Annotated in this window: 23 protein-coding genes; 6 read left to right on the forward strand and 17 right to left on the reverse strand. The window is 68.5% G+C overall.

All coding sequences use genetic code 11. From position 1 onward, the window contains the following. Positions 1–4 precede the first annotated feature (4 nt). The 3 genes from rfbD to KUD94_RS09900 all read right to left on the reverse strand — a co-directional run bounded on the left by rfbD (position 5) and on the right by KUD94_RS09900 (position 2,981). Positions 5–895 carry a dTDP-4-dehydrorhamnose reductase gene (gene rfbD / locus KUD94_RS09890; protein WP_218237055.1) on the reverse strand — a complete coding sequence of 297 codons (891 nt, stop codon included), beginning with the start codon at positions 893–895 and terminating at the stop codon, positions 5–7. 168 nt (positions 896–1,063) lie between these two features. Continuing rightward, positions 1,064–2,125 (reverse strand): dTDP-glucose 4,6-dehydratase, encoded by a 1,062-nt coding sequence (rfbB, locus tag KUD94_RS09895; RefSeq protein ID WP_218237056.1) that lies wholly within the window; start codon positions 2,123–2,125, stop codon positions 1,064–1,066. Positions 2,126–2,216: 91 nt separating this feature from the next. Then, a complete protein-coding gene (locus KUD94_RS09900; protein ID WP_218237057.1) occupies positions 2,217–2,981 on the reverse strand; it encodes a type III pantothenate kinase in 765 nt (254 codons plus the stop codon). Between the two features lie 154 nt (positions 2,982–3,135). On the opposite strand from KUD94_RS09900, the gene lysM reads away from it, so the two are divergent. Then, a complete protein-coding gene (lysM, locus tag KUD94_RS09905) occupies positions 3,136–3,645 on the forward strand; it encodes a peptidoglycan-binding protein LysM (RefSeq protein WP_218237058.1) in 510 nt (169 codons plus the stop codon). A gap of 64 nt (positions 3,646–3,709) precedes the next feature. Here lysM and KUD94_RS09910 read toward each other — a convergent pair whose 3' ends face one another. From KUD94_RS09910 to KUD94_RS09945, 8 genes are all read right to left on the reverse strand, one after another. Continuing rightward, positions 3,710–4,432, reverse strand: coding sequence for a M48 family metallopeptidase (locus KUD94_RS09910; protein WP_255568709.1), 723 nt, complete (start codon positions 4,430–4,432; stop codon positions 3,710–3,712). Further along, on the reverse strand, positions 4,429–5,202 hold the full coding sequence (locus KUD94_RS09915; RefSeq protein WP_218237059.1) for a 1-acyl-sn-glycerol-3-phosphate acyltransferase: 774 nt from the start codon (positions 5,200–5,202) through the stop codon (positions 4,429–4,431). Before KUD94_RS09915 ends, KUD94_RS09910 begins: the two co-directional genes overlap by 4 nt. Positions 5,203–5,414: 212 nt before the next feature. Beyond that, the gene (gene glyS / locus KUD94_RS09920) at positions 5,415–7,574 is read right to left on the reverse strand and encodes a glycine--tRNA ligase subunit beta (protein ID WP_218237060.1); all 2,160 of its coding nucleotides are present in this window, start codon (positions 7,572–7,574) and stop codon (positions 5,415–5,417) included. Between the two features lie 119 nt (positions 7,575–7,693). Further along, positions 7,694–8,632: a glycine--tRNA ligase subunit alpha gene (gene glyQ / locus KUD94_RS09925; protein ID WP_218237061.1), complete on the reverse strand. Its 939-nt coding sequence runs from the start codon at positions 8,630–8,632 to the stop codon at positions 7,694–7,696. 893 nt (positions 8,633–9,525) lie between these two features. After that, positions 9,526–10,920 (reverse strand): dihydrolipoyl dehydrogenase, encoded by a 1,395-nt coding sequence (gene lpdA / locus KUD94_RS09930; protein WP_218237062.1) that lies wholly within the window; start codon positions 10,918–10,920, stop codon positions 9,526–9,528. Between the two features lie 19 nt (positions 10,921–10,939). Next, a complete protein-coding gene (locus KUD94_RS09935; RefSeq protein ID WP_218237063.1) occupies positions 10,940–12,238 on the reverse strand; it encodes a dihydrolipoamide acetyltransferase family protein in 1,299 nt (432 codons plus the stop codon). Positions 12,239–12,240: 2 nt separating this feature from the next. Then, positions 12,241–13,284, reverse strand: a complete 1,044-nt coding sequence (locus KUD94_RS09940; RefSeq protein ID WP_218237064.1) for an alpha-ketoacid dehydrogenase subunit beta — start codon at positions 13,282–13,284, stop codon at positions 12,241–12,243. Positions 13,285–13,287: 3 nt separating this feature from the next. After that, positions 13,288–14,523, reverse strand: coding sequence for a thiamine pyrophosphate-dependent enzyme (locus KUD94_RS09945; protein ID WP_218237065.1), 1,236 nt, complete (start codon positions 14,521–14,523; stop codon positions 13,288–13,290). Positions 14,524–14,808: 285 nt separating this feature from the next. Between KUD94_RS09945 and KUD94_RS09950 the strand changes: the two genes are divergently transcribed. Genes KUD94_RS09950 through KUD94_RS09960 form a run of 3 tightly spaced genes read left to right on the forward strand, consistent with a single transcriptional unit; the run spans position 14,809 to position 15,850 of the window. Then, on the forward strand, positions 14,809–15,123 hold the full coding sequence (locus KUD94_RS09950; RefSeq protein WP_218237066.1) for a YqjD family protein: 315 nt from the start codon (positions 14,809–14,811) through the stop codon (positions 15,121–15,123). A 26-nt stretch (positions 15,124–15,149) separates the two neighbouring features. Next, positions 15,150–15,548 carry a phage holin family protein gene (locus KUD94_RS09955; protein WP_218237067.1) on the forward strand — a complete coding sequence of 133 codons (399 nt, stop codon included), beginning with the start codon at positions 15,150–15,152 and terminating at the stop codon, positions 15,546–15,548. After that, positions 15,545–15,850 carry a hypothetical protein gene (locus KUD94_RS09960; protein WP_218237068.1) on the forward strand — a complete coding sequence of 102 codons (306 nt, stop codon included), beginning with the start codon at positions 15,545–15,547 and terminating at the stop codon, positions 15,848–15,850. Before KUD94_RS09955 ends, KUD94_RS09960 begins: the two co-directional genes overlap by 4 nt. 64 nt (positions 15,851–15,914) lie before the next feature. On the opposite strand, the gene fabB is transcribed toward KUD94_RS09960, so the two are convergent. From fabB to KUD94_RS09985, 5 genes are all read right to left on the reverse strand, one after another. After that, positions 15,915–17,138, reverse strand: coding sequence for a beta-ketoacyl-ACP synthase I (gene fabB / locus KUD94_RS09965; protein WP_218237069.1), 1,224 nt, complete (start codon positions 17,136–17,138; stop codon positions 15,915–15,917). Further along, entirely contained in the window at positions 17,135–17,656 is a 522-nt protein-coding gene (gene fabA / locus KUD94_RS09970) for a bifunctional 3-hydroxydecanoyl-ACP dehydratase/trans-2-decenoyl-ACP isomerase (RefSeq protein ID WP_218237070.1), read from the reverse strand. The genes fabB and fabA overlap by 4 nt, the downstream gene beginning before the upstream one ends. Positions 17,657–17,716: 60 nt before the next feature. Next, the gene (gene lnt, locus KUD94_RS09975; protein ID WP_218239263.1) at positions 17,717–19,255 is read right to left on the reverse strand and encodes an apolipoprotein N-acyltransferase; all 1,539 of its coding nucleotides are present in this window, start codon (positions 19,253–19,255) and stop codon (positions 17,717–17,719) included. Next, positions 19,252–20,142 carry an HlyC/CorC family transporter gene (locus tag KUD94_RS09980; protein ID WP_218237071.1) on the reverse strand — a complete coding sequence of 297 codons (891 nt, stop codon included), beginning with the start codon at positions 20,140–20,142 and terminating at the stop codon, positions 19,252–19,254. Before KUD94_RS09980 ends, lnt begins: the two co-directional genes overlap by 4 nt. Before the next feature lie 75 nt (positions 20,143–20,217). Continuing rightward, positions 20,218–20,703 carry an Lrp/AsnC family transcriptional regulator gene (locus KUD94_RS09985; protein WP_218237072.1) on the reverse strand — a complete coding sequence of 162 codons (486 nt, stop codon included), beginning with the start codon at positions 20,701–20,703 and terminating at the stop codon, positions 20,218–20,220. 174 nt (positions 20,704–20,877) lie between these two features. Between KUD94_RS09985 and hppD the strand changes: the two genes are divergently transcribed. Beyond that, complete coding sequence (gene hppD, locus KUD94_RS09990; RefSeq protein WP_218237073.1) at positions 20,878–21,993, forward strand: 4-hydroxyphenylpyruvate dioxygenase; 1,116 nt, start codon at positions 20,878–20,880, stop codon at positions 21,991–21,993. A 1-nt stretch (position 21,994) separates the two neighbouring features. Further along, entirely contained in the window at positions 21,995–22,825 is an 831-nt protein-coding gene (gene phhA / locus KUD94_RS09995) for a phenylalanine 4-monooxygenase (RefSeq protein ID WP_218237074.1), read from the forward strand. Between the two features lie 1,000 nt (positions 22,826–23,825). Here phhA and KUD94_RS10000 read toward each other — a convergent pair. Then, positions 23,826–24,719: a triacylglycerol lipase gene (locus tag KUD94_RS10000; RefSeq protein WP_218237075.1), complete on the reverse strand. Its 894-nt coding sequence runs from the start codon at positions 24,717–24,719 to the stop codon at positions 23,826–23,828. Positions 24,720–24,743 lie beyond the last annotated feature (24 nt).

Genomic DNA, 24,743 nt, shown 5'->3' on the forward strand with positions numbered 1-24,743 from the left:
CCGATCACAGGATTTCGGCCAACATGCGCGCCACGCCCTGCTCCCAGGGCGGCAGAGTCAAGCCGAAGGTGGTGCGCAACTTGGTGGTATCGAGCCGCGAATTGGACGGGCGCCGCGCCGGCGTGGGATAGGCGCTGGTAGGGACGGGGGCGACCTCGGTTGCTTTGATTTGCATAGCTGGTTGCGCTTGTCTGGCTTGCGAAATCACGTATTTTGCGTATGAAAACCAGTTGGTCTCGCCGCCGGCGACGCAGTGGTACAGACCGCCATGCTCGGGCTGGGTTTGCAGCTGGCGCACCGCGAGGGCGGTGACGTCGGCCAGCAGCTCGGCGCTGGTGGGCGCGCCCCATTGGTCGTCGATGACGGTGAGGCGCTCGCGCTCGCGGGCCAGGCGCAGCATGGTCTTGGCGAAGTTGCCGCCGCGCGCGCCATAGACCCAGCTGGTGCGCAGGATCAGGTGGCGGCAGCCCGACTGCTGGATCAGTTGTTCGCCCTCCCATTTGGTCGCGCCATAGACGCAGAGCGGCGCGGGCGCATCGGCCTCTCGCCAAGGGCGCGTGCCACTGCCATCAAAAACGTAGTCGCTGCTGTAGTGCACCAGCCAGGCGCCCAGCCGCGCGGCTTCCTTGGCGAGCGCGCCGGGGGTAGTGGCGTTGAGCAGGCGGGCGCGCTCGGGTTCGCTCTCGGCGCGGTCCACTGCGGTGTGGGCGGCGGCGTTGACGATGAGCTCAGGGCGCAGGGCGCGCACGGTGGCCGCCACGGCGTCCGGCCGGGCAAAGTCACCGCAGTAGTCTGTGCTGTCGTGGCTCAGCGCAGTGACCCGGCCCAGCGGCGCCAGGCTGCGTTGCAGCTCCCAGCCGACCTGGCCGTTGCGGCCGAAGAGCAGGATGTTCATGGGCGTGCGGATTTGGCCCCTTCCCCCGCTGGGGGAAGGTAGGGATGGGGGCGGCGTGCACATGCGCCACTGCGTGTTTTTCGTGCGGCCGCTGGCCCTCCCCCAAAGGGGGAGGGAGTATGAGGCTGCCTTCTCCCAGAGGGCGAGGGAGCCTGAAATGCCGCCTCTTCAATCCGCATAGTGCCTTGCCACCCACTCGCGGTAGGCGCCGCTTTGCACCTGCGCAACCCATTCGGGGTGGCCGAGGTACCACTGCACGGTCTTGCGGATACCGGTGTCGAAGGTTTCGGCGGGGGTCCAGCCCAGCTCGCGCGCGATCTTGCCGGCGTCGATGGCGTAGCGGCGGTCGTGGCCGGGGCGGTCGGTGACGTGGGTGATCTGGCTTTCGTATTTGCCGCCATCGGCACGCGGGCGCTGTTCGTCCAGCAGCGCGCAGATGCTGCGCACGATGGCGATGTTGGTCTTTTCGTTGTGCCCGCCGATGTTGTAGATCTCGCCGGGGCGCCCGGCTTGCAGCACGCGGCGGATGGCAGCGCAGTGGTCGCTGACGTAGAGCCAGTCGCGCACCTGCAGGCCGTCGCCGTAGATCGGCAGGGGTTTGCCGGCCAGGGCGTTGAGGATGACCAGCGGGATGAGCTTTTCAGGAAATTGCAGCGGGCCGTAGTTGTTGCTGCAGTTCGTCGTCAAGACCGGCAGGCCATAGGTGTGGTGCCAGGCGCGCACCAGGTGGTCGCTTGCGGCCTTGCTGGCCGAGTAGGGGCTGTTGGGCGCGACGTTGGTGGTTTCGCTGAAGGCCGGGTCGGTGGGCGAGAGCGTGCCATAGACCTCGTCGGTGGAGACGTGCAAGAAGCGAAACGCTTCTTTTTTTATAGCTGGCAGCGCGCTCCAGTATTGGCGCGCAGCCTCCAAAAGCCTGAAAGTTCCGACGACGTTGGTCTGGATGAAATCCTCGGGCCCGTGGATGGAGCGGTCCACATGGCTTTCGGCCGCAAAGTGCACGATGGCGCGCGGCTGGTGTTCGCCCAGCAAGCGATCGAGCAGCGCACGGTCGGCAATGTCGCCCTGCACGAAGACGTGGCGCGCATCGCCGGCCACGGCAGCGAGGTTGTGCCGGTTTCCCGCGTAGGTGAGCTTGTCGAGGTTGACCACGCCTTCGCTTGCGGGCTGCGCCAGCCAGTCGAGCACGAAGTTGGCGCCGATGAAGCCGGCGCCCCCGGTAACGAGAATCATGGGGAAGGAGACAAGCGCGTTGGGAGGCTGGGAATTATCCCATCGCAACAATCAGCGCCCTGCCCTCCCCGGAGGGTGAGGGAGAACAGCCTCAAGCAAAGCGCCGCACGGCGATCTCCAGCAGGCCGTCGAAGATGAGGTTTTCCACCAGCTCGAAGGGCCGCGTCATGCTGGGCATCATCTTCCAGCCCGCGCCGCCGGTCATGAGGCACAGTGGCTCCTGCCCGGTGTGCGCGCGCAGGTGCTGCCACATGCGCTCCACCGCGCCGGCGATGGCGTAGGTGCCGCCGCTGGTGAGCGCGTCGCTGGTGTTGGCGGGAAAGAGCTGCACCTCGCCCGTGGGTACGCTCAGGCCCGCGGTGCCGGTTTCCAGCGCGCGCAGCATGATGCCGTGGCCGGGCAGGATCAGTCCGCCAAGAAAGCGTCCGTCGGCGTCGATGGCTTCCACCGTGACCGCGGTGCCAACCATCACCAGGACGATGGGGCGCGGCGCGCCCTGCGCCAGCATGTGATGGCGCGCACCAATCATGGCCACCCAGCGGTCCGCGCCCAGGCGCTCGGGGCGCTCGTAGCCGTTGATGAGGCCGGCCTCTTCGGCGCCGGGCACGACCCAGTGCGGCGTGAGCTCCCAGGCGTCCATCTGCTCTTCGATCAGGCGCTTGACCGCGTCGCCGGCCACCACGCAGCCGAGCATGGTGCTGGGCTCGGGCAGCTGCGACCAGGCGCCGTCGGCCAGGCGCTGGACGTTGTCGAGGAATTCCACCCCGTGCGCCTGGGCCGCCGCCCCCGGACGGGGGGCGTCGTAGAGTGCCCATTTCAGACGCGTGTTGCCCACGTCGATCGCGAGAAAGCCCATGGGCGCGGATTATGGCAAGGCCGGTGCCCGCCGCCCGCCGGGAACACCGATTGCAGGGCGCAAATGTCAATCATCGTCCGGCCGCGGGCGCCCGGCGGGGGTGCGGCGCGCAGCGGCGCTATATTGAGCAGCTAGCAACGACAGGAGGTCACACATGGGTTTGTTCAGTTTCATCAAGGAAGCCGGTGAAAAGCTTTTTGGCGGCAGCGCCGCGCACGCCGGCGAGCCGGCCGCGCGTGCGGGCGAGCCGTCCGCGCCCACCCAGGGCGATCTGGACCAGCGCGCGGGCAAGGCGATCGAGGCCTATATCGCCGCCCAGAACCTGGGCGTGAGCGACGTGAAGGTGGCTTTCGCCGGCCCCGAGGGCAAGGTGACCGTGACCGGCACTGCCCCGACGCAGGCGCTCAAGGAAAAGGTCACGCTGTGCTGTGGCAACGTGGCCAGCGTCACCAGCGTGGACAACCAGATGGTGGTGACCACGCCCGAGCCCGAGGCGCAATACCACGACGTGGTGCGCGGCGACACGCTCAGCGCGATTGCCAAGAAGTTCTACGGCGACGCCAACAAGTACCCGGTGATCTTCGAAGCCAACAAGCCCATGCTCTCGCACCCGGACAAGATCTACCCGGGGCAGAAGCTGCGCATTCCGCCGCTGAAGCAGTAAACCAAACCTTGCCTGGTGGGGCAGGCCGCTGGCGCGCGCGGCGTGTCGGCGGCTTTTTTGCGCCTCAGTCCCACAGCGGCGTGCAAACGCCGCGCAGCTCGCGGCGCAGCTGCCGGTGCTGCGGCACGAGCTGCTCGACGATGGCCCAGAAGCGCGGGCTGTGGTTCATCTCGCGCAGGTGGGCAAGCTCATGCACCACCACGTAGTCGATCAGCTCGGGGCGCAGGTGCATGAGGCGCCAGTTCAGGCGAATGCTGCCCTGGGCGCTGGCGCTGCCCCAGCGCGTGGCTGCGCTGGTGAGCAGCACGCGCGCAGGCTGCACCTGCAGGCGCGGCGCAAACCGCTGCACCTGCTGCGCAAAGTGCGCGCGCGCCTCGCGCTGAAACCAGGCCAGCACCCGCGCGCGCAGCACCGAAGTCGGGCTGCCCGGCGGCAGGCCGGTGTGCAGTTGCTCGCCCGAGAGCAGCGGCGCGCGGCGCAAGCCGTCGCAGCGCAGCGTGAGCACGCCGCCCTGCCAGGGCAGTTGCCCGCCCTCGGCCCAGACGATGCGCGCAGCCTGCTGGCGCTGCGCCTGCTCTTGCATCTGCTGGAGCTTGCGCAGAACCCAGACGGACTTTTCCTGCAGCGCGGCCTCTATGGTGCCCAGCGTGGTCCAGGCAGGGGCGCGCACCACCAGACCTTGTGCGCTGACGGTCAAGCCTATGCTGCGCCGACGCGCACGCTGCAATTCGTAGCTGACGGCGCTGCCGGCGAGCAGCACCTGGCGCTGGGCTGGGCGCTCGTTCACGGGCCGGCGGGTGTCTGGGCGGGCGCAGCAGCCGGGGCGTAGGCTTCGGGATCCAGGCGGCGCATTTCCGCCTCGATCCAGGTCTGCACCTCGGCCATCAGTTCATCGGCCTTGCGCCCGCTGCTGGCGATGGGCTGGCCAATGGACACCTCGACCACGCCGGGCCGCTTGACGAAGCCGCTCTTGGGCCAGACCCGCCCCGAGGTGACGGCCACAGGCACCACAGGCACGCCGGCCTCGATCGCCAGACGCGCGCCGCTCACCATGTACTTGCCCGCCTGCCCGCGCGGCGTGCGCGTGCCCTCGGGGAACATCACCACCCAGATGCCCTGATCCAGCAGCCGCCGGCCCTGCTTGATGACGCGCACGAAGGCCCGCGTGGGGCTGCCGCGGTCGATGTGGATCATGTCCATGCAGGCCATGGACCAGCCGAAGAAGGGGATGTGCAACAGCTCGCGCTTGAACACATAGGCCACGCGCCGCGGCAGGATGGCGGGCATCATGAAGGTCTCGTAGGCCGACTGGTGCTTGACGAGAATCACCGCGCCCTGCGCCGGGTCGGTCGGCAGATTCTCCAGCCCGCTGACGCGCCGGCGGATGCCCAGCAGCGGGCGGGCGCTGTCGGCCGCCAGCGCCAGCCAGGCGCGCGCCGGGCGGTAGGCGCCCCGGGGCCCGCCGCCGAAGGCGCGCACGAGCAGCACGGCGAGCGTGTAGGGGACGACCGTGACGACGAGCCACAGCATGTACAGGATGGAGCGGATCAGGGCCATGGAGGTGTCTGTGATGGAAGCAGGCGCCGCTGGCCCTCACCCCTGCCCTCTCCCAAAGGGAGAGGGAGTTGCTCCTTCCCCCTGTGGGGGAAGCTTGGGATGGGGGCACGCCAGTGCACTTTCTCAGCCGCGGCTGGCCCCCACCCCCGCCCTCCCCCAGTGGGGGAGGGAGTCAAACCGGGGTGCGGCCATTCAACCATCAACCCCCCGCCTCACGCCGCCAGCCGCGACAGATCGGCCACGCGGTTCATCGCGTCGTGCAATTGCTGCAGCAGGCCCAGGCGGTTGGCACGCAGCTCGGCCTCTTCGGCGTTGACCATCACGTGCTCGAAGAAGGCGTCGACCGGTGCGCGCAGCCCCGCCAGGGTCTTGAGGCTGGCGGTGTAGTCGCCCTGCTCGAACTGCGCGCCGGCCTGCGGGGCGATGGTTTGCAGCGCGCCGTAGAGGTCTTTTTCGGCCGCCTCGACGAGCAGTTCGGGCTTGACCCGGGGCTCTACCCCGTCGGCCTTTTTCAGTATGTTGGTCACGCGCTTGTTCGCCGCCGCCAGCGCCTGGGCCTCGGGCAGGGCGGCGAAGGCGCGCACCGCATCCAGGCGCGGCGCCACCTGGGCCAGCAGCGCCGGGCGCAGCGAGAGCACCGCGTCCACCTCTTGCGCGCCGTAGCCTTGGTCGCGCAGGCTGCCGGAGAGGCGCTCGTAGATGAAGCTGGAGAGCGGCTCGGAAATATCGGTGATTTTGGACTCGAACGCAGGCTGGGCGTGCGCCAGCAGCTCTGGTAAAGAGAGCGGAAGATGCTTTTCGACCAGCATGCGGATCACGCCCAGCGCGTGGCGGCGCAGCGCGAAGGGGTCGCGGTCGCCCGTGGGCGGGTTGCCGGTGCCGAACATGCCGACCAGGGTTTCCAGCTTGTCGGCCAGCGCCACCACCACGCCGACGGTTTCGCGCGGCAGGCTGTCACCGGCGAAGCGCGGCTTGTAGTGGTCTTCGATGGCGTGCGCCACCTCGTCGGGCAAGCCGTCGTTGACGGCGTAGTACGCGCCCATGATGCCCTGCAGCTCGGGGAACTCGCCGACCATGTCGGTCACCAAGTCGGTCTTGGCGAGCAGCGCGGCGTTGTCGATGCAGGTCAGCAGCCAGTCTTCAGCGATCTCGCCCTCGGGCGTTTGCAGCAGTGCGTTGGCGTGCGTCAGATGCGCAAAGAGCTGGCTGCCCACGGCCTTGGCGATGGCGCGCACGCGCGCTACGCGCTCGCCCTGGGTGCCGAGCTGGTTGTGATAGACCACCTTGGCCAGCTCGGGCACGCGGCTGGCGAGCGTTTTCTTGCGGTCCTGGTCGAAGAAGAATTTGGCGTCCGCCAGGCGCGGGCGCACCACGCGCTCGTTGCCTTCGATGACCGCGCTGGCGTCATCCGGGCGGATGTTGCTCACGACGAGGAAGCGGTTGGTCAGCTTGCCCGCACCGTCGAGCAGCGGAAAGTACTTCTGGTTGGCCTTCATCGTGAGGATCAGGCACTCCTGCGGCACGGCGAGGTACTCGGCGTCGAACTGGCAGGTGAGCACGTTCGGGCGCTCGACCAGCGCGGTGACCTCGTCGAGCAGCGCCGCGTCCTCGATCGCCTGCGCGCCGCCGCCCACAGCCTGCGCGGCGGCGGCGAGCTGGCGCGCGATCTCGGCGCGGCGCTCGGCAAAGCTCGCGATCACCGCGCCTTCATGGTGCAACTGGCGCGCGTAGCTGTCGGCGTTCGTCAGCGTGATCGGGTCTTTTGCCGCCTCGAAGCGGTGCCCGTGCGTGGTGCGCCCCGCCGCCAGGCCCAGCGCGCTGACGGGCACGACCTCGCTACCATGCAGCGCCACCAGCCCATGCGCCGGGCGCACGAAGTGCACGCTGCTCCAGCCGTCTTCGAGCTGGTAGCGCATGAGCTTGGGAATCGGCAGCCTGGCAATCGCCTCGTCGAGCGCCTTCTGCAAGCCCTCGGCCAGCATCACGCCGGTGAGCGTGGCGCGCAGGTGCAGCACCTCGGCCTTGCCATCGTGCACGCGCTCGAGGCCGGCCACGGCAGACGCATCGGCGCCCAGCGCCGCAAGCTTCTTGAGCAGCGCGGGCGTGGCCTGGCCGTCGGCGGTCAGGCCCACGGAGGCGGGCATGAGCTTGTGCGACACCGCCTGGTCCTCGGCCTGCGCGCGCACATCGCTGACATGCACCGCCAGGCGCCGGGGCGTGGCGTAGGCCGTGGACTGCGCGGCGGCGCCGGCAAGCCCCTGCGCCTTGAGTTGCGCAAAAAGCACGTCGGCGAATGCATCGCCCAATTGGCGCAAGGCCTTGGGGGGCAGTTCTTCGACGAAGAGTTCGACAAGCAAGGAGGCGGTATTCATGTCATTTGATTCTGTAGGGCTCCTTCCCCCTGTGGAGGAAGGTGGGGATGGGTGGCGTCTTGCCCGCCGGGCCGCTGCCCCCACCCCTGCCCTCCCCCAAAGGGGGAGGGAGAAAAATATCAGGCCGTCTGTTTTTGGCGCTTTTCGCTCGCCTTGGCCAGCTCGGCCAGCACCTCGTCGGCCTGGGCCTTGGCGGCCATGGGAAACCCGAGGCGGGCGCGGCTGTCCAGGTAGCACTTGGCGACGGCGCGCGCCAGGTTGCGGATACGGGCGATGTAGGCGGCGCGCTCGGTCACAGAGATTGCGCCGCGCGCGTCCAGCAGGTTGAAAGTGTGCGCCGCCTTGAGCACTTGCTCGTAGGCCGGCAGCGCCAGCGGCACTTGCACCAGGTGCTGGGCCTGCTTCTCGTGCGCGTCGAAGGCGGTGAAGAGGAAGGCGGCGTCGGAGTGCTCGAAGTTGTAGGTGGACTGCTCGACTTCGTTCTGGTGGTAGACGTCGCCATAGGTCAATCCTGGCGTCCAGATCAGGTCATAGACCTTGTCCACGCCTTGCAGATACATCGCCAGGCGCTCCAGCCCGTAGGTGATCTCGCCCGTCGCGGGCCGACACTCGATGCCGCCGACCTGCTGGAAGTAGGTGAACTGCGTCACCTCCATGCCGTTGAGCCAGACCTCCCAGCCCAGGCCCCAGGCGCCGAGCGTGGGGTTTTCCCAGTCGTCCTCGACGAAGCGGATGTCGTTCTTCTTCAAGTCGAACCCCAGCGCGGTGAGGCTGCCCAGGTACAGGTCCAGGATGTTGGCCGGGGCGGGCTTGAGCACTACCTGGTACTGGTAATAGTGCTGCAGCCGGTTGGGGTTGTCGCCATAGCGCCCGTCCTTGGGACGGCGGCTGGGCTGGACGTAGGCGGCCTTCCAGGGCTCCGGGCCAAGTGCTCTCAAAAACGTAGCTGTGTGCGATGTACCGGCGCCGACTTCCATGTCGTAGGGCTGCAAAAGCGCGCAGCCCTGGGCGGCCCAGTAGGTTTCGAGCTGGAGGATGATGTCTTGGAAGGTCTGCATGGCGTTTCGTGGGTGCGGCGGGGCGCACGCGGAAAGGGGGATTTTAGGGGGCGGGCGTTTCCTCTTCTCCCTCCCCCTCTGGGGGAGGGTTGGGGTGGGGGCCCGCGGCGATGAATATTTCAAAGCCGTGTGCTTCTTGCGAGGGCCGTCGGCCGCGTCTGGCCCCGGCGGGCGACTCACTTTTCTTGCTTCGCCAAGAAAAGTAAGCAAAAAAAAGGCGACCCCACGCCCGCGACCCCTGCGCTGCGCTTCGGGGCAAACCTGCGCCGTCTCGCTTGCACGGTGCGCCGCATAACTCACTACGCGCCAAGGCGCTGCGTTCGGACAAACGCGGCAAGTCAGTCAACAAGGCATGCGCGCTTCGACGCGCATGCTCACCGCGCAAACGAGCCGTCGCAGGCGCAGCCGAGGGGATGGAGGAGCGGGTGTGCGAGGCGCACTAGAGCTTCGCAAAGCGCGGGCCGGTACCCGATCCCGCACCCTAGCCCCTCTGGCCGTGCCGAGGCGCGCAGCCGGTGCGGTGCGCAGGTGCGCCGGAGGACGCACCTGCTTCGTGAACTGACTTGCCGCGTTTGTCCGAACGCAGCGCCGCAGGCGCGAAGTGAGTTACGCGGCAGCACCGCAGCGGCGAGCACCGCAGGTTGCCCGTAGCGCAGCGAAGGGACACGGACAGCGGGGTCGCCTTTTCTTTGCTTACTTTCTTTTGGCGAAGCAAAAGAAAGTGAGTGCGCCGCCGGGCGCATGTCCCGGCCAGCAGCGTTTGCAAGAAGCAAACGGCTTTGAATCATTCATCGCCGCTGGCCCCCACCCCAACCCTCCCCCAGAGGGGGAGGGAACAAATCGGAGCCCCACCCCGAAGGGGGGAGAAAAGGCCCGACGCGCAGAAACCAAGGTCAAATGTGCAGCGAATGCCCCAGCGCCCGCATCGCCGCTTCCTGCACTGCCTCGCCCAGCGTCGGGTGCGCGTGGATGGTCCCCGCCACGTCCTCCAGCCGCGCGCCCATTTCGATAGACTGGCCAAACGCCGCGGAAAGTTCGGAGACGCTGCGGCCTACCGCGTGCCAGCCGATGATGACGTGGTCGCTCTTGCGCGCTAGCACGCGCACGAAGCCGCCCTCGGCGCCCAGGGTCATGGCGCGGCCATTGGCGGCGAAGGGAAAGCTTGCCTCCACGGTTTCGACGCCGGCGGCGCTCGCTTCCTGCGCGGTCAGGCCGGTGATGACGACCTCGGGGTCGGTGAAGCACACCGCGGGGATGGCCATGGGCTCAAAGCGCCGCGGTTTGCCCGCGATCTGCTCGGCCACGCACTCGCCCTGGGCCATGGCGCGGTGCGCCAGCACCGGCTCGCCAGTGACGTCGCCAATCGCCCAGACCTTGCGCATGGAGGTGGCGCAGTGCGCGTCGATCGCGATCGCGCGGCCGTTCATGGTGAGTTGCAGGCTTTCGATGCCAAAGCCGGTGGCGCGCGGACGCCGGCCGACGGCGACGAGCACCTTGTCCGCCGGCAGCGCGAATTCGTCGGCGTTGGCGTTGCGCACGTGCACGCCGTTCTTGGCGTCGTAGCCGGCCACGCTGCAGCCCAGGTGCAGCACCACGCCGGCCTTCTTCAGGCTGTCGAGCACGGGTTTGGTCAGCGCCTCGTCGTAGCGCGGCAGGATGTCGGGCGCGGCTTCGACCACGGTGACCTCGGTGCCGAGCTTGCGGTAGGCAAAGCTCAGCTCCAGGCCGATGTAGCCCGCGCCTACGACCACAAGGCGCCTGGGCAGCTCGGTGGGCGAGAGCGCGTCGGTCGAAGACCAGATCGCACCGCCAAAGGGCATGCTGGGCAGGGCGACGGGCTCGGAGCCGGTGGCGATGAGCAGGTGCTCGCAGCGCACGCGCACCGCTTCGCCTTCGAGCTGCACCACGGCGGTCTTGCCGTCTTCGACCGTGGCCCAGCCGTGCAGCACTTGCACGCCGGCCTTGCGCAGGAGCGCGCCCACACCCGAGGTCAGGCGCTTGACGATGCCGTCCTTCCAGCGCACGGTTTGTGCCAGGTCGAGCGCAGGCTCGCTCACGCGTATGCCCATGGGCGAGTTGCCCGCGGCCTGCAGGCGCGCCTGCTCGAAGTCGTGCGCTGCGTGGATCAGCGCCTTCGATGGAATGCAGCCGATGTTCAGGCAGGTGCCGCCCAGGCTCGCGCCTTCGGCCAGCACCGTGGGCACGCCGAGCTGCCCAGCACGGATTGCCGCAACATAGCCGCCGGGGCCGCCGCCGATGACCAGCAGTTTGGTGGAAATTTCCTTCATGTTCTCTTGCCTCCCGCGGTCATTCGATGAAAAGCAGCGCCGGGGCTTCCAGCAGGCCGCGCACGGCCTGGATGAAGCGCGCCGCATCCATGCCGTCGACCACGCGGTGGTCGAACGATGAAGACAGGTTCATCAACTGGCGCGCCACGACTTGCCCCTCGCGGATCATCGGGCGCTCGACGATGCGGTTGACGCCGACGATGGCGACCTCGGGATGGTTGATCACAGGCGTGCTGACCACGCCGCCCAGCGGGCCCAGGCTGGTGAGCGTGATGGTGGAGCCGGAGAGCTCCTCGCGCGGCGCCTTGCCGCTGCGCGCGCCCTCGGCAATGCGCACGATGCCGGCGGCGCAGGCCCACAAGTCCATGCCCTCGGCATGGCGCAGCACGGGCACCATCAGGCCACCGTCGGTCTGGGTAGCCACGCCCAGGTGCACTGCCTCGTAGCGCGTGACCACGCCCGCGTCGTCGTCAAAGCGCGCATTGATCTGCGGGAAGTCGCGCAGCGCCACCACCATGGCCCGGATCAGAAAGGGCAGCAACGTGAGCTTGCCGCGCGTGGCGCCGTGCAGCCGGTTCAGACGCGCGCGCAGGGCTTCGAGTTCGGTGACGTCCACCTCCTCGACGTAGCTGAAGTGCGGGATGCGGCGCTTGGCCTCCTGCATCTTCTGCGCGATCTTGCGCCGCAAGCCGATGACGGGAATGTCTTCTTCACCGTAGCGCTCCACGTAGATGGAGCCGCCCGCCGCCTGGGCGCCGCCGCGTGCGGCATAAGCATCCAGGTCTTCGTGCAGGATGCGCCCGGCCGGGCCGCTGCCGGCCACCAGGCGCAGCTCTATGCCCATGTCCAGCGCGCGCTGGCGCACCGAGGGGGCGGCGAGCGGGCGCTCGCCTTCCTTGCGTGGCACGCGTGCGGCGGCCGCGCGCGCCGGAGCAGGGGCAGCTTTTTTCGGCGTTGCGGCGGGTGCGGGTGGCGCAACGGGGGCCGCCACCGGAGCAGGGGCCGCCACGGCAGCAGGGGCCGCTGCTGGCACGGGCGCCGCAGCGGCCTCTTCTCCCTCCTTGAAATTGCCTTCGCCCTCGACCTCCAGGCGCACCAGCTCGGCGCCTACGGCGAGCACGTCGCCCACCTTGCCGCCCAGTTGCAAGACCTTGCCGTGCATGTGGCAGGGCACTTCCACAGAGGCCTTGTCTGTCATGATGTCGGCGATGACCTGGTCTTCGGCAACCGCGTCGCCTTCCTTCACGTGCCAGGCGGCGATTTCCACTTCGGCAATGCCCTCGCCGATGTCGGGCACGCGGATGATGTAAATACCCATGTTCATGCCTCCACTGCGCGCTTGAGGGCGGCGCCGACGCGCGCCGGGCCGGGGAAATACGCCCATTCCTGGGCATGCGGGTAGGGCGTGTCCCAGCCGCAGACGCGCTCGATCGGCGCTTCCAGGTGGTAGAAGCAGTGCTCCTGCACCAGCGCGCTGAGCTCGGCGCCAAAGCCGCTGGTGCGCGTGGCCTCGTGCACCACGACGCAGCGCCCGGTCTTCCTGACCGATTCGACGATGGTCTCCAGATCCAGCGGCCAGATGGAGCGCAGATCGATGATCTCGGCGTCGATGCCGGTGTCGATCGCGGCGCGCTCGGCCACCCAGACCATGGTGCCGTAGGTCAGCACGGTGACCGCCTTGCCCGGGCGAAAGATGGCCGCGCTCTCCAGCGGCACCTTGTAATAGCCCTCGGGCACCTTGCCCATGTCGTGCTTGGACCAGGGTACGACCGGCTGGTCGTGGCGGCCGTCGAACGGGCCGTTGTACAGGCGCTTGGGCTCCAGGAAGACGACCGGGTCTTCGCTCTCGATGGAGGCGATCAACAGGCCCTTGGCGTCGTAGGGGTTGCTCGGCATCACCGTGCGAATGCCGCAGATGTGGGTGAACACCGCTTCGGGGCTCTGGCTGTGCGTCTGCCCGCCGTAGATGCCGCCGCCGCAGGGCATGCGTATCACCATGGGCGCGGCGAAGTCGCCGGCCGAGCGGTGGCGCAGGCGCGCGACCTCGGAGACGATCTGGTCCATGGCCGGGTAGAAGTAGTCGGCGAACTGGATCTCGACCACGGGCTTGAGGCCGTAGGCGGCCATCCCCAGGGCCGTGGCCACGATGCCCGATTCGGAAATCGGCGCGTCAAAGCAACGCGTCTTGCCGTACTTGGCCTGCAGGCCTTCGGTGACGCGAAACACGCCGCCGAAGTAGCCCACGTCCTCGCCGTAGACGACCACGTCCTCGTCGCGCCCCATCATCACGTCGTGCGCCGAGCGCAGCGCCTGCACCATGGTCATGGGCACGCTTGCGCCCGGGGTTTGCTCTTGTGTGCTCATGGCTCAAACCCCCAGTTGCTGGCGCTGCCGGCGCAGGTGCTCCGGCATGTCCTTGAAGACGTCTTCAAACATGGATGCGGCGCTGGGCACGCGGCCATCGAGCAGCGTGCCGTAGCTCTCGGCCTCTTTCTGCGCGGCGATGATCTGGGCTTCGAGCTCTTTGCTCATTTCCTCGTGCTGCGCCTCGCTCCATTCGCCGATGCCGATCAGGTGCTGCTTCAGGCGCGCGATCGGGTCGCCCAGGGGGAAGCGCTGCCAGTCGTCAGCGGGGCGGTACTTGGAGGGGTCGTCCGAAGTGGAGTGCGCGCCGCCGCGGTAGGTCACCCATTCGATCAGCGTCGCGCCGTGGTTGGTGCGCGCGCGCTCGGCCGCCCACTGCGAGGCGGCGTAGACGGCCAGGAAGTCGTTGCCATCGACGCGCAGCGAAGCCAGGCCCACGCCCACGCCGCGCTGGGCGAAGGTGGTGCCTTCGCCGCCGGCAATCGCCTGGAAGGAGGAAATCGCCCACTGGTTGTTGACCACGTTGATGATGACCGGCGCGCGGTACACATGGGCGAAGGTGAGCGCGGTGTGAAAGTCCGCCTCGGCGGTGGAGCCGTCGCCGATCCAGGCGGAGGCTATTTTGGTATCGCCCTTGATCGCCGACGCCATCGCCCAGCCCACGGCCTGGGGCACCTGGGTGGCAAGATTGCCCGAGGTGGAGAAAAAGCCCGCGCGCTTGTAGGAGTAGAGCACCGGCAGTTGGCGGCCCTTGAGCGGGTCGCGCGCATTGCTCATGAGCTGGCAGATGATCTCCACGAGCGAGATGTCGTCGCGCGAGAGCAGCAGGCCTTGCTGGCGGTAGGTGGGGAAGTTCATGTCGCCCTCCTGCAGCGCCTGCGCGTGGGCGATCGCGATCGCTTCCTCGCCCAGGCACTGCATGTAGAAGGAGAGCTTTTTCTGGCGCTGCGCGATCTGCATGCGCGCGTCGAACAGGCGCGTCTTGACCATGGCGCGCAGGCCGCGGCGCAGTCGCTCGGGGTGGATGGCCGGTGCCCAGGGGCCCTGGGCCTTGCCCTCGTGGTCGAGCACGCGCACCAGGCTCTTGGCCATGGAGGCGGTCGCCGCAGCGGGCACGTCCGGCGCTGGCCGCGGGACTTCGCCCGCTTCGGAGAGCAATAGATAGGAAAAATCGGTCGTGCCGCCCGGCCGACCCGTGGGCTCAGGTATGTGCAACCTGAGCGCTGCAGGTGATGTCATCCACTGTCTCCTTGTGCCCATGGTGTCGGGCCGCTTGGGGTGAACAGGACAAAGTGCCAGATCATGGCGCTGCGTCCCTTTGAAGCGCCATGGCGCGGCGGCAATTCTAGTGGAGCCGCAGGCCTCTTCCCGGTCAAGTTTGCGCCGCCATGGTAGCAGCGTAAGCATCGCGTCAGCTTGCGCCGGCAAAGACAGTGCCCGGGCAGTTCGCTAAGATGAAGACCGCTGCAGGGCCGGGTTGCCCGGCTGTGCGGCGGCGTTTTTCATTCGAGAAAGGTCCCGCCCATGCCTACCAAAACCAAATCCGAAACCGCCCGCACGACCGAAGGCGAACTCGAGCGCCTGGTTGGCGATCTGCGCGAGCTGCTGGCCAGCAAGGATCTGGACGACATCCCGGCGATCAAGCAGGTGCGCCAGCGCCTGGAAGACGGCGTGCAGAGCGTGCGCGACGCCACGGTGCGCGCCGCCCAGGACACCGCGCAGCGCGCGATGGACGCCGCCCGCGCCGCAGACAGCTACGCCCACGACGAGCCCTGGCGCGTGGCCAGCGCCGCGCTGGCCGTGGGTGCGCTGGTGGGCTTTTTGCTGGCGCGCCGCTGAGTACGCCTGCCGACGGCGTGCCGCGCATGAACTGGACTGCCTTGCTGGGTCTCGATGGGCTTGCGGCGCACTGGCGCCGACGCCTGGGCGAAGCCGCTGCCGCCGGCCACGACCGGCTGGCGCTGGCCCGGCTGGAATGGGCCGAGCAGCGCCACTATCTGTGGCGGCTGGCGCTGCTGCTGGTGCTGCTGGGTGCGCTGGCGCTGGGCACTCTGCTGTTCCTGTCGCTGGCGGTGCTGGTGCAGTACTGGGATACGCCGCAGCGCAGCGTCGTGGCCTGGCTGCTGGTGCTGGCCTGGGCGCTGGCCTGCGCGGCCCTGCTGCTGGCCTTGTATTTCACCGCGCGCCATGTGCGCCAGCTGTTTGCCCTCACGCGCCATGAACTCGCGCAGGACTGGCAGGCCTTGCGGGAGCAACTGCCATGAAGCGTCCCCTGCCCCGTACGGCCGAGCAGCAGCAGTTGATCGATCGCATCACCGCGCAGCGCGCGCGCTGGCGCCAGCGCCGCCAGGACCGCCGCGAACAGCGTGCCGCCGGCGCCGGCCTGCGCGCGGTGGCCGCAGGTGCGCGGGCTTCCGAGCCGCTGCTCACCCGCGTGGGCGGCTTTGCTCGTCAGCATCCGCTGGCCGTGGCGGGCGTGCTCGCCGCGCTGGCCGTGGCCGGGCCCCGGCGCCTGGCGCGCTGGGCCTCGGTGCTGCTGCCGCTGGTGCTGCAACTGCGCCGCTGAGTGCGGCGCGTCTTTTTGACCGACTGGTTTGACCGACTGGTGAAGGCGCGGCGCGCTCGGGGCTTCAGGCGCCGTCCCAGCGGCGCAGCACCAGGCTGGCGTTGGTGCCGCCAAAACCGAAGCTGTTGGACAGCACCGTAGTGAGCTGCGCGTCGCGCGTGGCGGTGACGAGCGGCATGTCACCGAGCTGCGGGTCGGGCGTATCGACGTTGATCGAGCCGGCGATGAAGCCGCCCTGCAGCATCAGCATGCAATAGATGGCCTCCTGCACGCCGGTCGCGCCCAGCGAGTGGCCGGTGAGCGACTTGGTACTGGAAAACGGCGGCACGCGCTCGCCAAACACCGCCCGCATGGCGCGCACTTCCTGCATGTCGCCCACGGGCGTGGAGGTGCCATGGGTGTTGATGTAGTCGATGGGGCCGTCCAGATGCGCGATCGCCTGGCGCATGCAGGCCGTCGCGCCCTCGCCCGAGGGGGCGACCATGTCCTCGCCATCGCTCGTGGCGCCAAAGCCGACGAGTTCGGCATGGATGGTGGCGCCGCGCGCGAGCGCATGCTCCAGGCTCTCGAGCACGACCGCGCCGCCGCCGCCGGCGATGACGAAGCCGTCGCGCTCGGCGTCGTAGGCGCGCGAGGCCTTTTGCGGCGTGGCGTTGTACTTGCTGGACATTGCGCCCATGCCGTCAAACAGCATGGCCATGCCCCAGGAGAGCTCTTCGCCCCCCCCCGCGAACACCACGTCCTGCTCGCCCCAGGCGATCTGCTGCGCCGCCGCGCCGATGCAGTGCGCCGAGGTCGAGCAGGCCGAGGTGATGGAGTAATTGATGCCCTTGACCTTGAAGTTGGTGGCCAGGCACGCCGAGACGGTAGAGCTCATGCAGCGCGTGACCTGGTAGGGGCCGACGCGCCGTATGCCCTTGCTGCGCAGCGTGTCGGCGGCCTCGATCTGGTTGGCGGGCGAGCCGCCGCCCGAACCCATGATGAGGCCGGTGCGCGGGTGGCTGACCTCGGACGGGGCAAGCCCCGCCTGGGCGATGGCGTCCTGCAGCGCGATCTGGGCGTAGGCGGCGGCTTCGCCCATGAAGCGCAGCTGCTTGCGGTCTATGCGCGCTTCGATGTCGATGTGGGGCACGCCCGCCACCTGGCTGCGCAGGCCCAGCTCGGCGAACTCGGGCACTGCCTCGATGCCGCTGCGGCCTTCGCGCAGCGCCGCTTCCACCGTCTTGAGGTCGTTGCCGATGCACGAGACGATGCCCGCGCCGGTGATGACCACCCGCTTCCTGTTCATGCCGCGTCCTTGCTGCCCTCTTCGCGCAGGAACAAGCCGACGCGCAGATCGTGGGCCACGTAGATTTCCTTGCCGTCGGCCAGCAGCCGCGCATCGCCTATGGCCATGTGCAGCTTGCGCCGTATCACCCGCTTGATGTCGATCTCGTAGGTGACGAGCTTCACCTCCGGCCCGACTTCGCCGGTGAACTTGACCTCGCCCGCACCCAGCGCGCGCCCGCGCCCGGGCAAGCGCAGCCAGGTGAGGTAAAAGCCGATGAGCTGCCACATCGCATCCAGCCCCAGACAGCCGGGCATGACCGGATCGCCGCGAAAGTGGCATTCGAAGAACCACAGATCGGGGCGCACGTCCAGTTCCGCCACGATCCTGCCCTGGTTGTGGCTGCCGCCGTCCTGGTCGATGGTCGTGATGCGGTCAAACATCAGCATCGGCGGCAGCGGCAGGCGCCCGGCGTCGGGGCCGAACAGGCGCCCTTCGCCCGAGGCAATGAGCTGGTCGTAGGAAAAGGATTCGGCCATGTAGGTGCTTGCTTCTCAGGCCGCGCGCCGCATGGGCGGCGTGCGTGGATAAAAAGAGGATTATCCGTTGTTGCGCCGGCGCTGCATCAGCGCGGCGGCCAGCAGCACCAGCAGCGCCGCGAGCCACAGCGGCGCCAGGCCCCAGCGGCCTGCCCAGCGGGCATAAGGCGTGCCAGGCCCGTCCACGCCGCGCACGCGCGCCTGCAGCACCGCGCGCTCAAAGGGCGCCAGCAGCGCCTGCACCTGCCCCCGGTGGTCTATTACCGCGGTCATGCCGGTGTTGGTGGCGCGCACCATGGGCCGCGCAAACTCCAGCGCGCGCATGCGGCTGATGGCCAGGTGCTGGTCCAGTGCCAGCGTGTCGCCAAACCAGGCGATGTTGCTCAGGTTGACCATGAGCGTGGGCGCCTGGCGCGCATCGGCAAAACGCAGCGCCAGCTCTTCCCCGAACAGGTCTTCATAGCAGATGTTGGGCGCAATGCGCTCGCCCGCGAAGACGAAGGGCGGCTGGGACGGCGCACCGCGGTTGAAGTCGCCCAGCGGAATCTGCAGCAGGCCGGTGAACCAGCGAAACAGCGGCGGGATGAACTCACCAAACGGCACCAGATGGTGCTTGTCGTAGCGGTAGGGCGCGCCCTGACCGGCGGCGAAGCCGAGCACCGAATTGGTGTAGCCGGCCGCGGGCGTGCCCAGCGGCATGCCCAGCAGCAGCGCCTGCTCGCCCTGGCGGTAGCGCTGGCTGATGCGCGCGAGGTAACCCGGCTCCAGGTCGCTGGGCAGCAGCGGAATCGCGGTTTCGGGCGCCACTACCAGCTGCGCCGTCTGCGCCTGCATCTGCTCACCGTACCAGGCCAGCGCCAGCGGCACGCCGCTGCCCGGCTGAAACTTCTCGTCCTGCGGAATGTTGCCTTGCAGCAGCGCAAGACTGAGCGGCGCATGCACCTGCATCCGGGCGAGCACCGCCTGCTGCCACTGCGCTGCGCCCAGCCCCGCGGCCACCAGCAGCGCCGCCGCGATCCAGGCGGGTGCGCGCAACAGGTCGGCGCGGCGCAACTGGGCGAGCAGCGCGGCCAGCAGCGCTGCCACCAGCCCTATGCCGTAGACGCCTACGAGCGGCGCCAGCGGCGCCAGCGGCCCGTCCAGGTGCGCATAACCGCCCGCACCCCAGGGAAAGCCGGTCCACCACTGCCCGCGCGCAAGTTCGGCCAGCAGCCACAAAAACGCAAAAACGATAGCTGGTAGCGCCCGTCCAGTATGCGCAAAACGCCAAAAACACCATGACGCAATGGCGTAATAGCTGCCAAGAAACGCCGCCAGCGCCAGCACCGCCAGCACCGCCAGCGGTGCGGCCAGGCCGCCGTAGGTGTGCAGCGAGACGTAGAGCCACCAGAAGGTAGCGGCGAGCCAGGCGGTGGCAAACAGCCAGCCGGTGAGCGCCGCCGCGCGCGCGCTGGCGCCCGTGCGCAGCAGCCACGCCAGCAGCGCGAGCGAGACGATCTGCAAGCACCACAGGGGCGCGCCGCTGCCCGGCAGCGCAATCGACGCCGCCTGGGCCAGCCCGGCCAGCAGCGCGGCGAGTGCTCGCGCAGCCGCGCTCAGTTGGGCGCTCCCGCCGGCGGCTCGCCTTCGGGCAGGCGCATGACCTTGAACCAGCGCACCGCCCCGCCCTTGTTGTGCAGCACGGTGAAGTGCAGGCAGCCCAGCGAGAGCGATTCGCCACGGCGCGGGGTGTGGCCCATGGCGTGGGCGATCAGGCCGCCTATGGTGTCAAAGTGCTCGGCCTCTTGCGCGCTGCCCAGGTCGCAGTCGAACTCGTCGGCCACGCGCTCGATCGGCGTGTCGCCGCTCACGCGCCAGGTGTCGTCGGCCAGCGCGAAGATGTCGCCCTCGGGCTCGTCCTCGGCATCGAACTCGTCCTCGATCTCGCCGACGATCTGCTCGATCACGTCCTCGAAGGTGACCAGGCCGGCGGTGCGCCCGAACTCGTCGACCACGATGGCCATGTGGTTGCGCGTGGCGCGAAATTCGCGCAGCAGCGCCTGCAAGTCCTTGTTCTCGGGCACGAAGAGCGCGGGCCGCACGAGGGTGCGCAGACTCAGCTCGGGCGCGCGCTGCAGCTTGAGCAAGTCTTTGGCCAGCAGGATGCCGATGATGTTCTCGCGCCCGCCCTGCACCACCGGAAAGCGCGAATGCGCGGTGCGTATCACTTCGTTGACCAGCTCCTGCGGCTCGGTGTCGATGTCCAGCACGTCCATGCGCGGGGCGGCCACCAGCACGTCGGCCGCAGTCATGTCGGCCATTTGCAGCACGCGCTCGAGCATCACGCGCGAGTCGGTGTGGATGACGGCGTTGTCCTCGGCCTCTGCCAGGGTGGCGATCAGCTCGTCGGTGGTTTCGGGGCGCGGATGCAGGAACTCCGCCAGGCGCTGCAAGAGCGTGCGCTTGTCTTCTCTTTCAGGGGCGCGCGCAGGGTTGGGGTCGGACACGTGGGGCGTGCGAAAGTGGTCGAAGCACCAAGGATAGCGGATTGCCCGGATGGGGCCGGTGCGCCGGACGCCGCGCTACACGGGCATGGCGGTGGTGCTCTTGACGGTGTCGAGCACGAAGCTGGTCTTGCAGTCCTGCACGCTCGGGTGCTTGAGCAGGGTTTCGAGCACGAAGCGGCTGTAGTGCCCCATGTCGCGCACCACCACGCGCAGCACGTAGTCCATCTCGCCGGTGAGCGAGACGCACTCGACCACTTCGGGCCAGGTCTGCACCGCCGCGCGGAACGCGTCCATGGGGCTGCGCTTGTGTACGTCGGTGTTTTTCTCCAGGCGCACCGTGAGGTAGGCCGCAAGCTGCAGCCCCACGGCCTGCGGGCGCACCAGCGCCACGTAGCGCGCGATGGTGCCGCTGTCCTCCAGGCGCTTGACGCGGCGCAGCACCGCGCTGGCCGACAGGCCCACCTGCTCGCCGATCACCTCATAGGTTTCGCGGCCGTTGTCCTGCAGCCGGCGCAAGATGGCGCGATCGAGCTTGTCCAGGGCGGGGGCGGAGTCGGTCATGGCCATCCTTCAAATGCATGCTGCGCAATGCCTTGATTTTGCGCAATTTTCTTGTGCGGCCCGGCGGGCAACTATCGATATTTGCACGAATACTGAGCACGCGGGAACCTACAGTTGCATAGTTGAGCCCGACTCTGTCAAGCTCTTTCATCAAGCAAATTGCAGGAGACCCGCATGACCGCCGCCATTCCCTCGTCCACCGCCCGCGAAGCCGCCAGCCTCGACAACCCCATGGGCTTGTGCGGCTTCGAGTTTGTCGAGTTCGCCTCGCCCACGCCGGGCGTGATCGAGCCGCTGTTCGAGAAGCTCGGTTTCTCGCCAGTGGCCAAGCACCGCTCCAAGGACGTGGTGCTCTACCGCCAGGGCGGCATCAATTTCATCCTCAACCGCGAGCCCAAGAGCCAGGCCGCCTACTTCGCCGCCGAGCACGGGCCGTCCGCCTGCGGCATGGCGTTTCGCGTCGAGAGCGCACCGCGCGCCTACAAGCGGGCGCTGGAGCTGGGCGCGCAGCCTATCGACATTCCCACCGGCCCGATGGAGCTGCGCCTGCCCGCGATCAAGGGCATAGGCGGCGCGCCGCTGTACCTGATTGACCGCTTTCGCGATGGCGAATCGATCTACGACATCGACTTTGAATGGCTGCCCGGCGCAGACCCGCACCCGCGCGGCCATGGCCTCAAGGAGATCGACCACCTCACGCACAACGTCTACCGCGGGCGCATGGGCTTCTGGGCCAACTACTACGAGCGCCTGTTCAACTTCCGCGAGATCCGCTACTTCGACATCCAGGGCGAGTACACCGGCCTCACTTCCAAGGCCATGACCGCGCCCGACGGCAAGATCCGCATCCCGCTCAATGAGGAAGCCCATCAGGGCGGCGGGCAGATCGAGGAATTCCTGATGCAGTTCAACGGCGAAGGCATACAGCACATCGCCATGAGCTGCGACAACATCATCGAAGTGGTGGACCGCCTGCAGATGGCCGGCATCCCCACGCCGCCCGCGCCCAACCAGGCCTATTACGACATGCTGGCCGAGCGCCTGCCCGGCCACGGCCAGCCCGTGGCCGAACTGCAGGCGCGCGGCATCCTGCTGGACGGCAGCACCGCCGGCGGCCAGCCGCGCCTGCTGCTGCAGATCTTCTCCACGCCCATCCTCGGGCCGGTGTTCTTCGAGTTCATCCAGAGGAAGGGCGACGAGGGCTTTGGCGAGGGCAACTTCAAGGCCTTGTTCGAATCCATCGAGCGCGACCAGGTGCAGCGCGGCGTGGTCGGCAAGCAGGAGGCCTGAGATGGCTGTCCAGCCCGTGGTCTACGGCGAGGGCGAGCGCCCGCCGCGCGGCAACTACGCCCGCGCCAACGAGGACTACACCTGCGCGCAAAACTGGGCCGCCTACAGCGCGCAGGACCACGACACCTACCGGCGCCTGTACGAGCGCCAGACCGCGCAACTGCCCGGCCTGGCCTGCAGCGCCTTCATCGAATCGCTGCCGCACCTGGGCGCCAAGGACCGCATTCCGCGCTTCGAGGACGTCAACGAGCACCTGTACAAGGCCACGCGCTGGGAGATCGTGGCCGTGCCCGGGTTGATCCCGGAAGAGGCCTTTTTCGCGCTGCTGGCCCGGCGCAAGTTCCCGGTGACCGACTGGATACGCAAGCCCGAGGAGTTCGAGTACATCGTCGAGCCCGATGTGTTCCACGACCTCTATGGCCACGTGCCCATGCTGTTCAACCCGCAGCTCGCGGACTACGTGCAGCGCTACGGCGAGGGCGGCCTGAAGGCGGCGCGCCTGGGCGCTTGCGAGATGCTCTCGCGCCTGTACTGGTACACGATCGAATTCGGCCTGATCCGCGAAGCCGGGGCCTTGCGCGCCTACGGCGCCGGCATCCTGAGCTCGGCCGGCGAGTTGCCTTATTCGGTCAACAGCCCCGAGCCGCAGCGCCGCCCGCTCGATCTGCTGCGCACCATGCGCACGCGCTACAAGATCGACAGCTACCAGCAGACCTACTTCGTCATCGACAGCTTTCAGCAACTGTTCGACATGACCGAGGGGGATTTCACGCCGCTGTACGAACAGATGCGCGGCATGCCGGAGTTCGCCGCCAACGCGAGCGGGGATTGAGGGCTGCTGCGCCTGCGCCCTGCGCCTGCGCCTGCGCCTGCGCCTGCGCCTGCGCCTGCGCCGCGGGGTGCGGGGTGCGGGGTGCGGGGTGCGGGGTGCGGGGTGCGGGGTGCGGGGTGCGGGGTGCGGGGTGCGGGGTGCGGGGTGCGGATTTTCTCCCTCTCCCTCTGGGAGAGGGCTGGGGTGAGGGCCAGCGGCGATGAATATTTCGAAGCCGTGTGCTTCTTGCGAGCGCCGTCGGCCGGGACATGCGCCCGGCGGCGCACTCACTTTCTTTTGCTTCGCCAAAAGAAAGTAAGCAAAGAAAAGGCGACCCCACGGCTGCGACCCCTGCGCTGCGCTCCGAGGCAAACCTGCGCCGTCTCGCTTGCACGGCGCGCCGCGAAACTCACTGCGCGCTGACGCGCTGCGTTCAGACAGACGCGGCAAGTCAGATTACGAAGCATGTGCGCTTCGACGCACATGCCCACCGCGCAAGCGAGCCGGCGCAGGCGCATCCGAGGGGAAGGGAGCGTGCAAGCGCTGCCGGATTCTGCGTACCTCGGGCTTGGTACCCGTATCCGTACCCGCACCCGCTTTCGGGGTCCCCTCTGGCTGTGCCGAGGAGCGCAGCAGTCGGGGTGAGCGAATGCGCCGCAGGACGCATTCGCTTTGTGGTCTAGCTTGCCGCGTCTGTCTGAACGGAGCGCGTCAGCGCGCAGTGAGTTTCGCGGCACACCCCGACTGCGAGCACCGCAGGTTGCCCCGTAGCGCAGCGAAGGGGACACAGACAGCGGGGTCGCCTTTCTTTTGGGTACTTTTCTTTGGCGAAGCAAAGAAAAGTGCCTCGCCCGCCGGGGCGAGTCCCGGCCTCGGCGCCTGCGGAGCAATCGACTTTGAGTTTTCCACCGCCGCTGGCCCTCACCCCTGCCCTCTCCCAGAGAGAGAGGGAGAAAATACCGGCCAGTGGGAAAGGAGAAGACCCGAACACCTCCCGAAGAGAGGCAGAAACCCCCGCTCCTCAGGGCCGCAGCAAGCCAAAACACGCCTGCACCACCCGCGGCTCAAATGCCAGTTGCACGTGCCCCACGCCCCTGACCGTATGCGCCTCGCCTCCCCCAAGCAGGGCGGTGCCCAGCGGGTACACCACGTTGTCGCAATCGCTTTGCCAGCAGATGAAGAGCGCACGGCGCGGTGCGGTTTCGCTCGCGGCGAGGGTTTGCAGCCAGGCGCTCGCCGGGCGCATCTGGCGGGCGTTTGCGCCCAGGCCCCAGCGGGCGGCAGGGGTACCGTGGTGCGGGGTGCCCAGCGTCACCACGCGGTAGATGCGCGCGTCGGCGCCGGGGTTCGCGTGCAGCCAGGCGCGCACCGCAAGGCCGCCCATGCTGTGCGCGACCACCAGCGGCGCGCAGCCGCTGGCAGCGCTTACCTCGCGCACTGCCAGATCGATGGCGGCGGCGTAGCGGTCGATGTCGGCCAGCGGCGGCTGCAGGTTCACCGCGACGCAGGCGCGGCCCTCGCGGCGCAGGCGGCGCAGCCAGGGGGTCCAGAAGGCGCGGTTGCAGCCAAAGCCGTGTACCAGCACCATGCCGCGCCCGGGGTGCGAGGGTTGCAGGCAATCGGGCAGTGCCTGCTCGCGCCAGGGCTGCCACCAGCCGAACACCCGCGCTGCCCACTGCCCTTCGTGCCACCAGGCGCGCAGCCAGTCGCCAGCCGTCGGGCGCGACGCACCCCGGCACGCAGCCCGGGCAGCCAGCACGAACTGCACTGTCAGCGGCAGGCGCAGCCACAGCGGCAGGCAGACCAGGGTGAGCACCAGCGCAAACGCGCCGCGACGCGCGGCCCAGGTCAGCACCGCCGCGCACAGCAAGGCCTGCAGCACCAGCGCGAGCTGCAGCCAGCGCGCGATCCTCATGCTTGCCACCCGTGCGCATGCCGC

Origin of the sequence: Comamonas sp. NLF-1-9 (genome assembly GCF_019195435.1) — a bacterium.
GTDB lineage: Bacteria > Pseudomonadota > Gammaproteobacteria > Burkholderiales > Burkholderiaceae_C > Comamonas_C.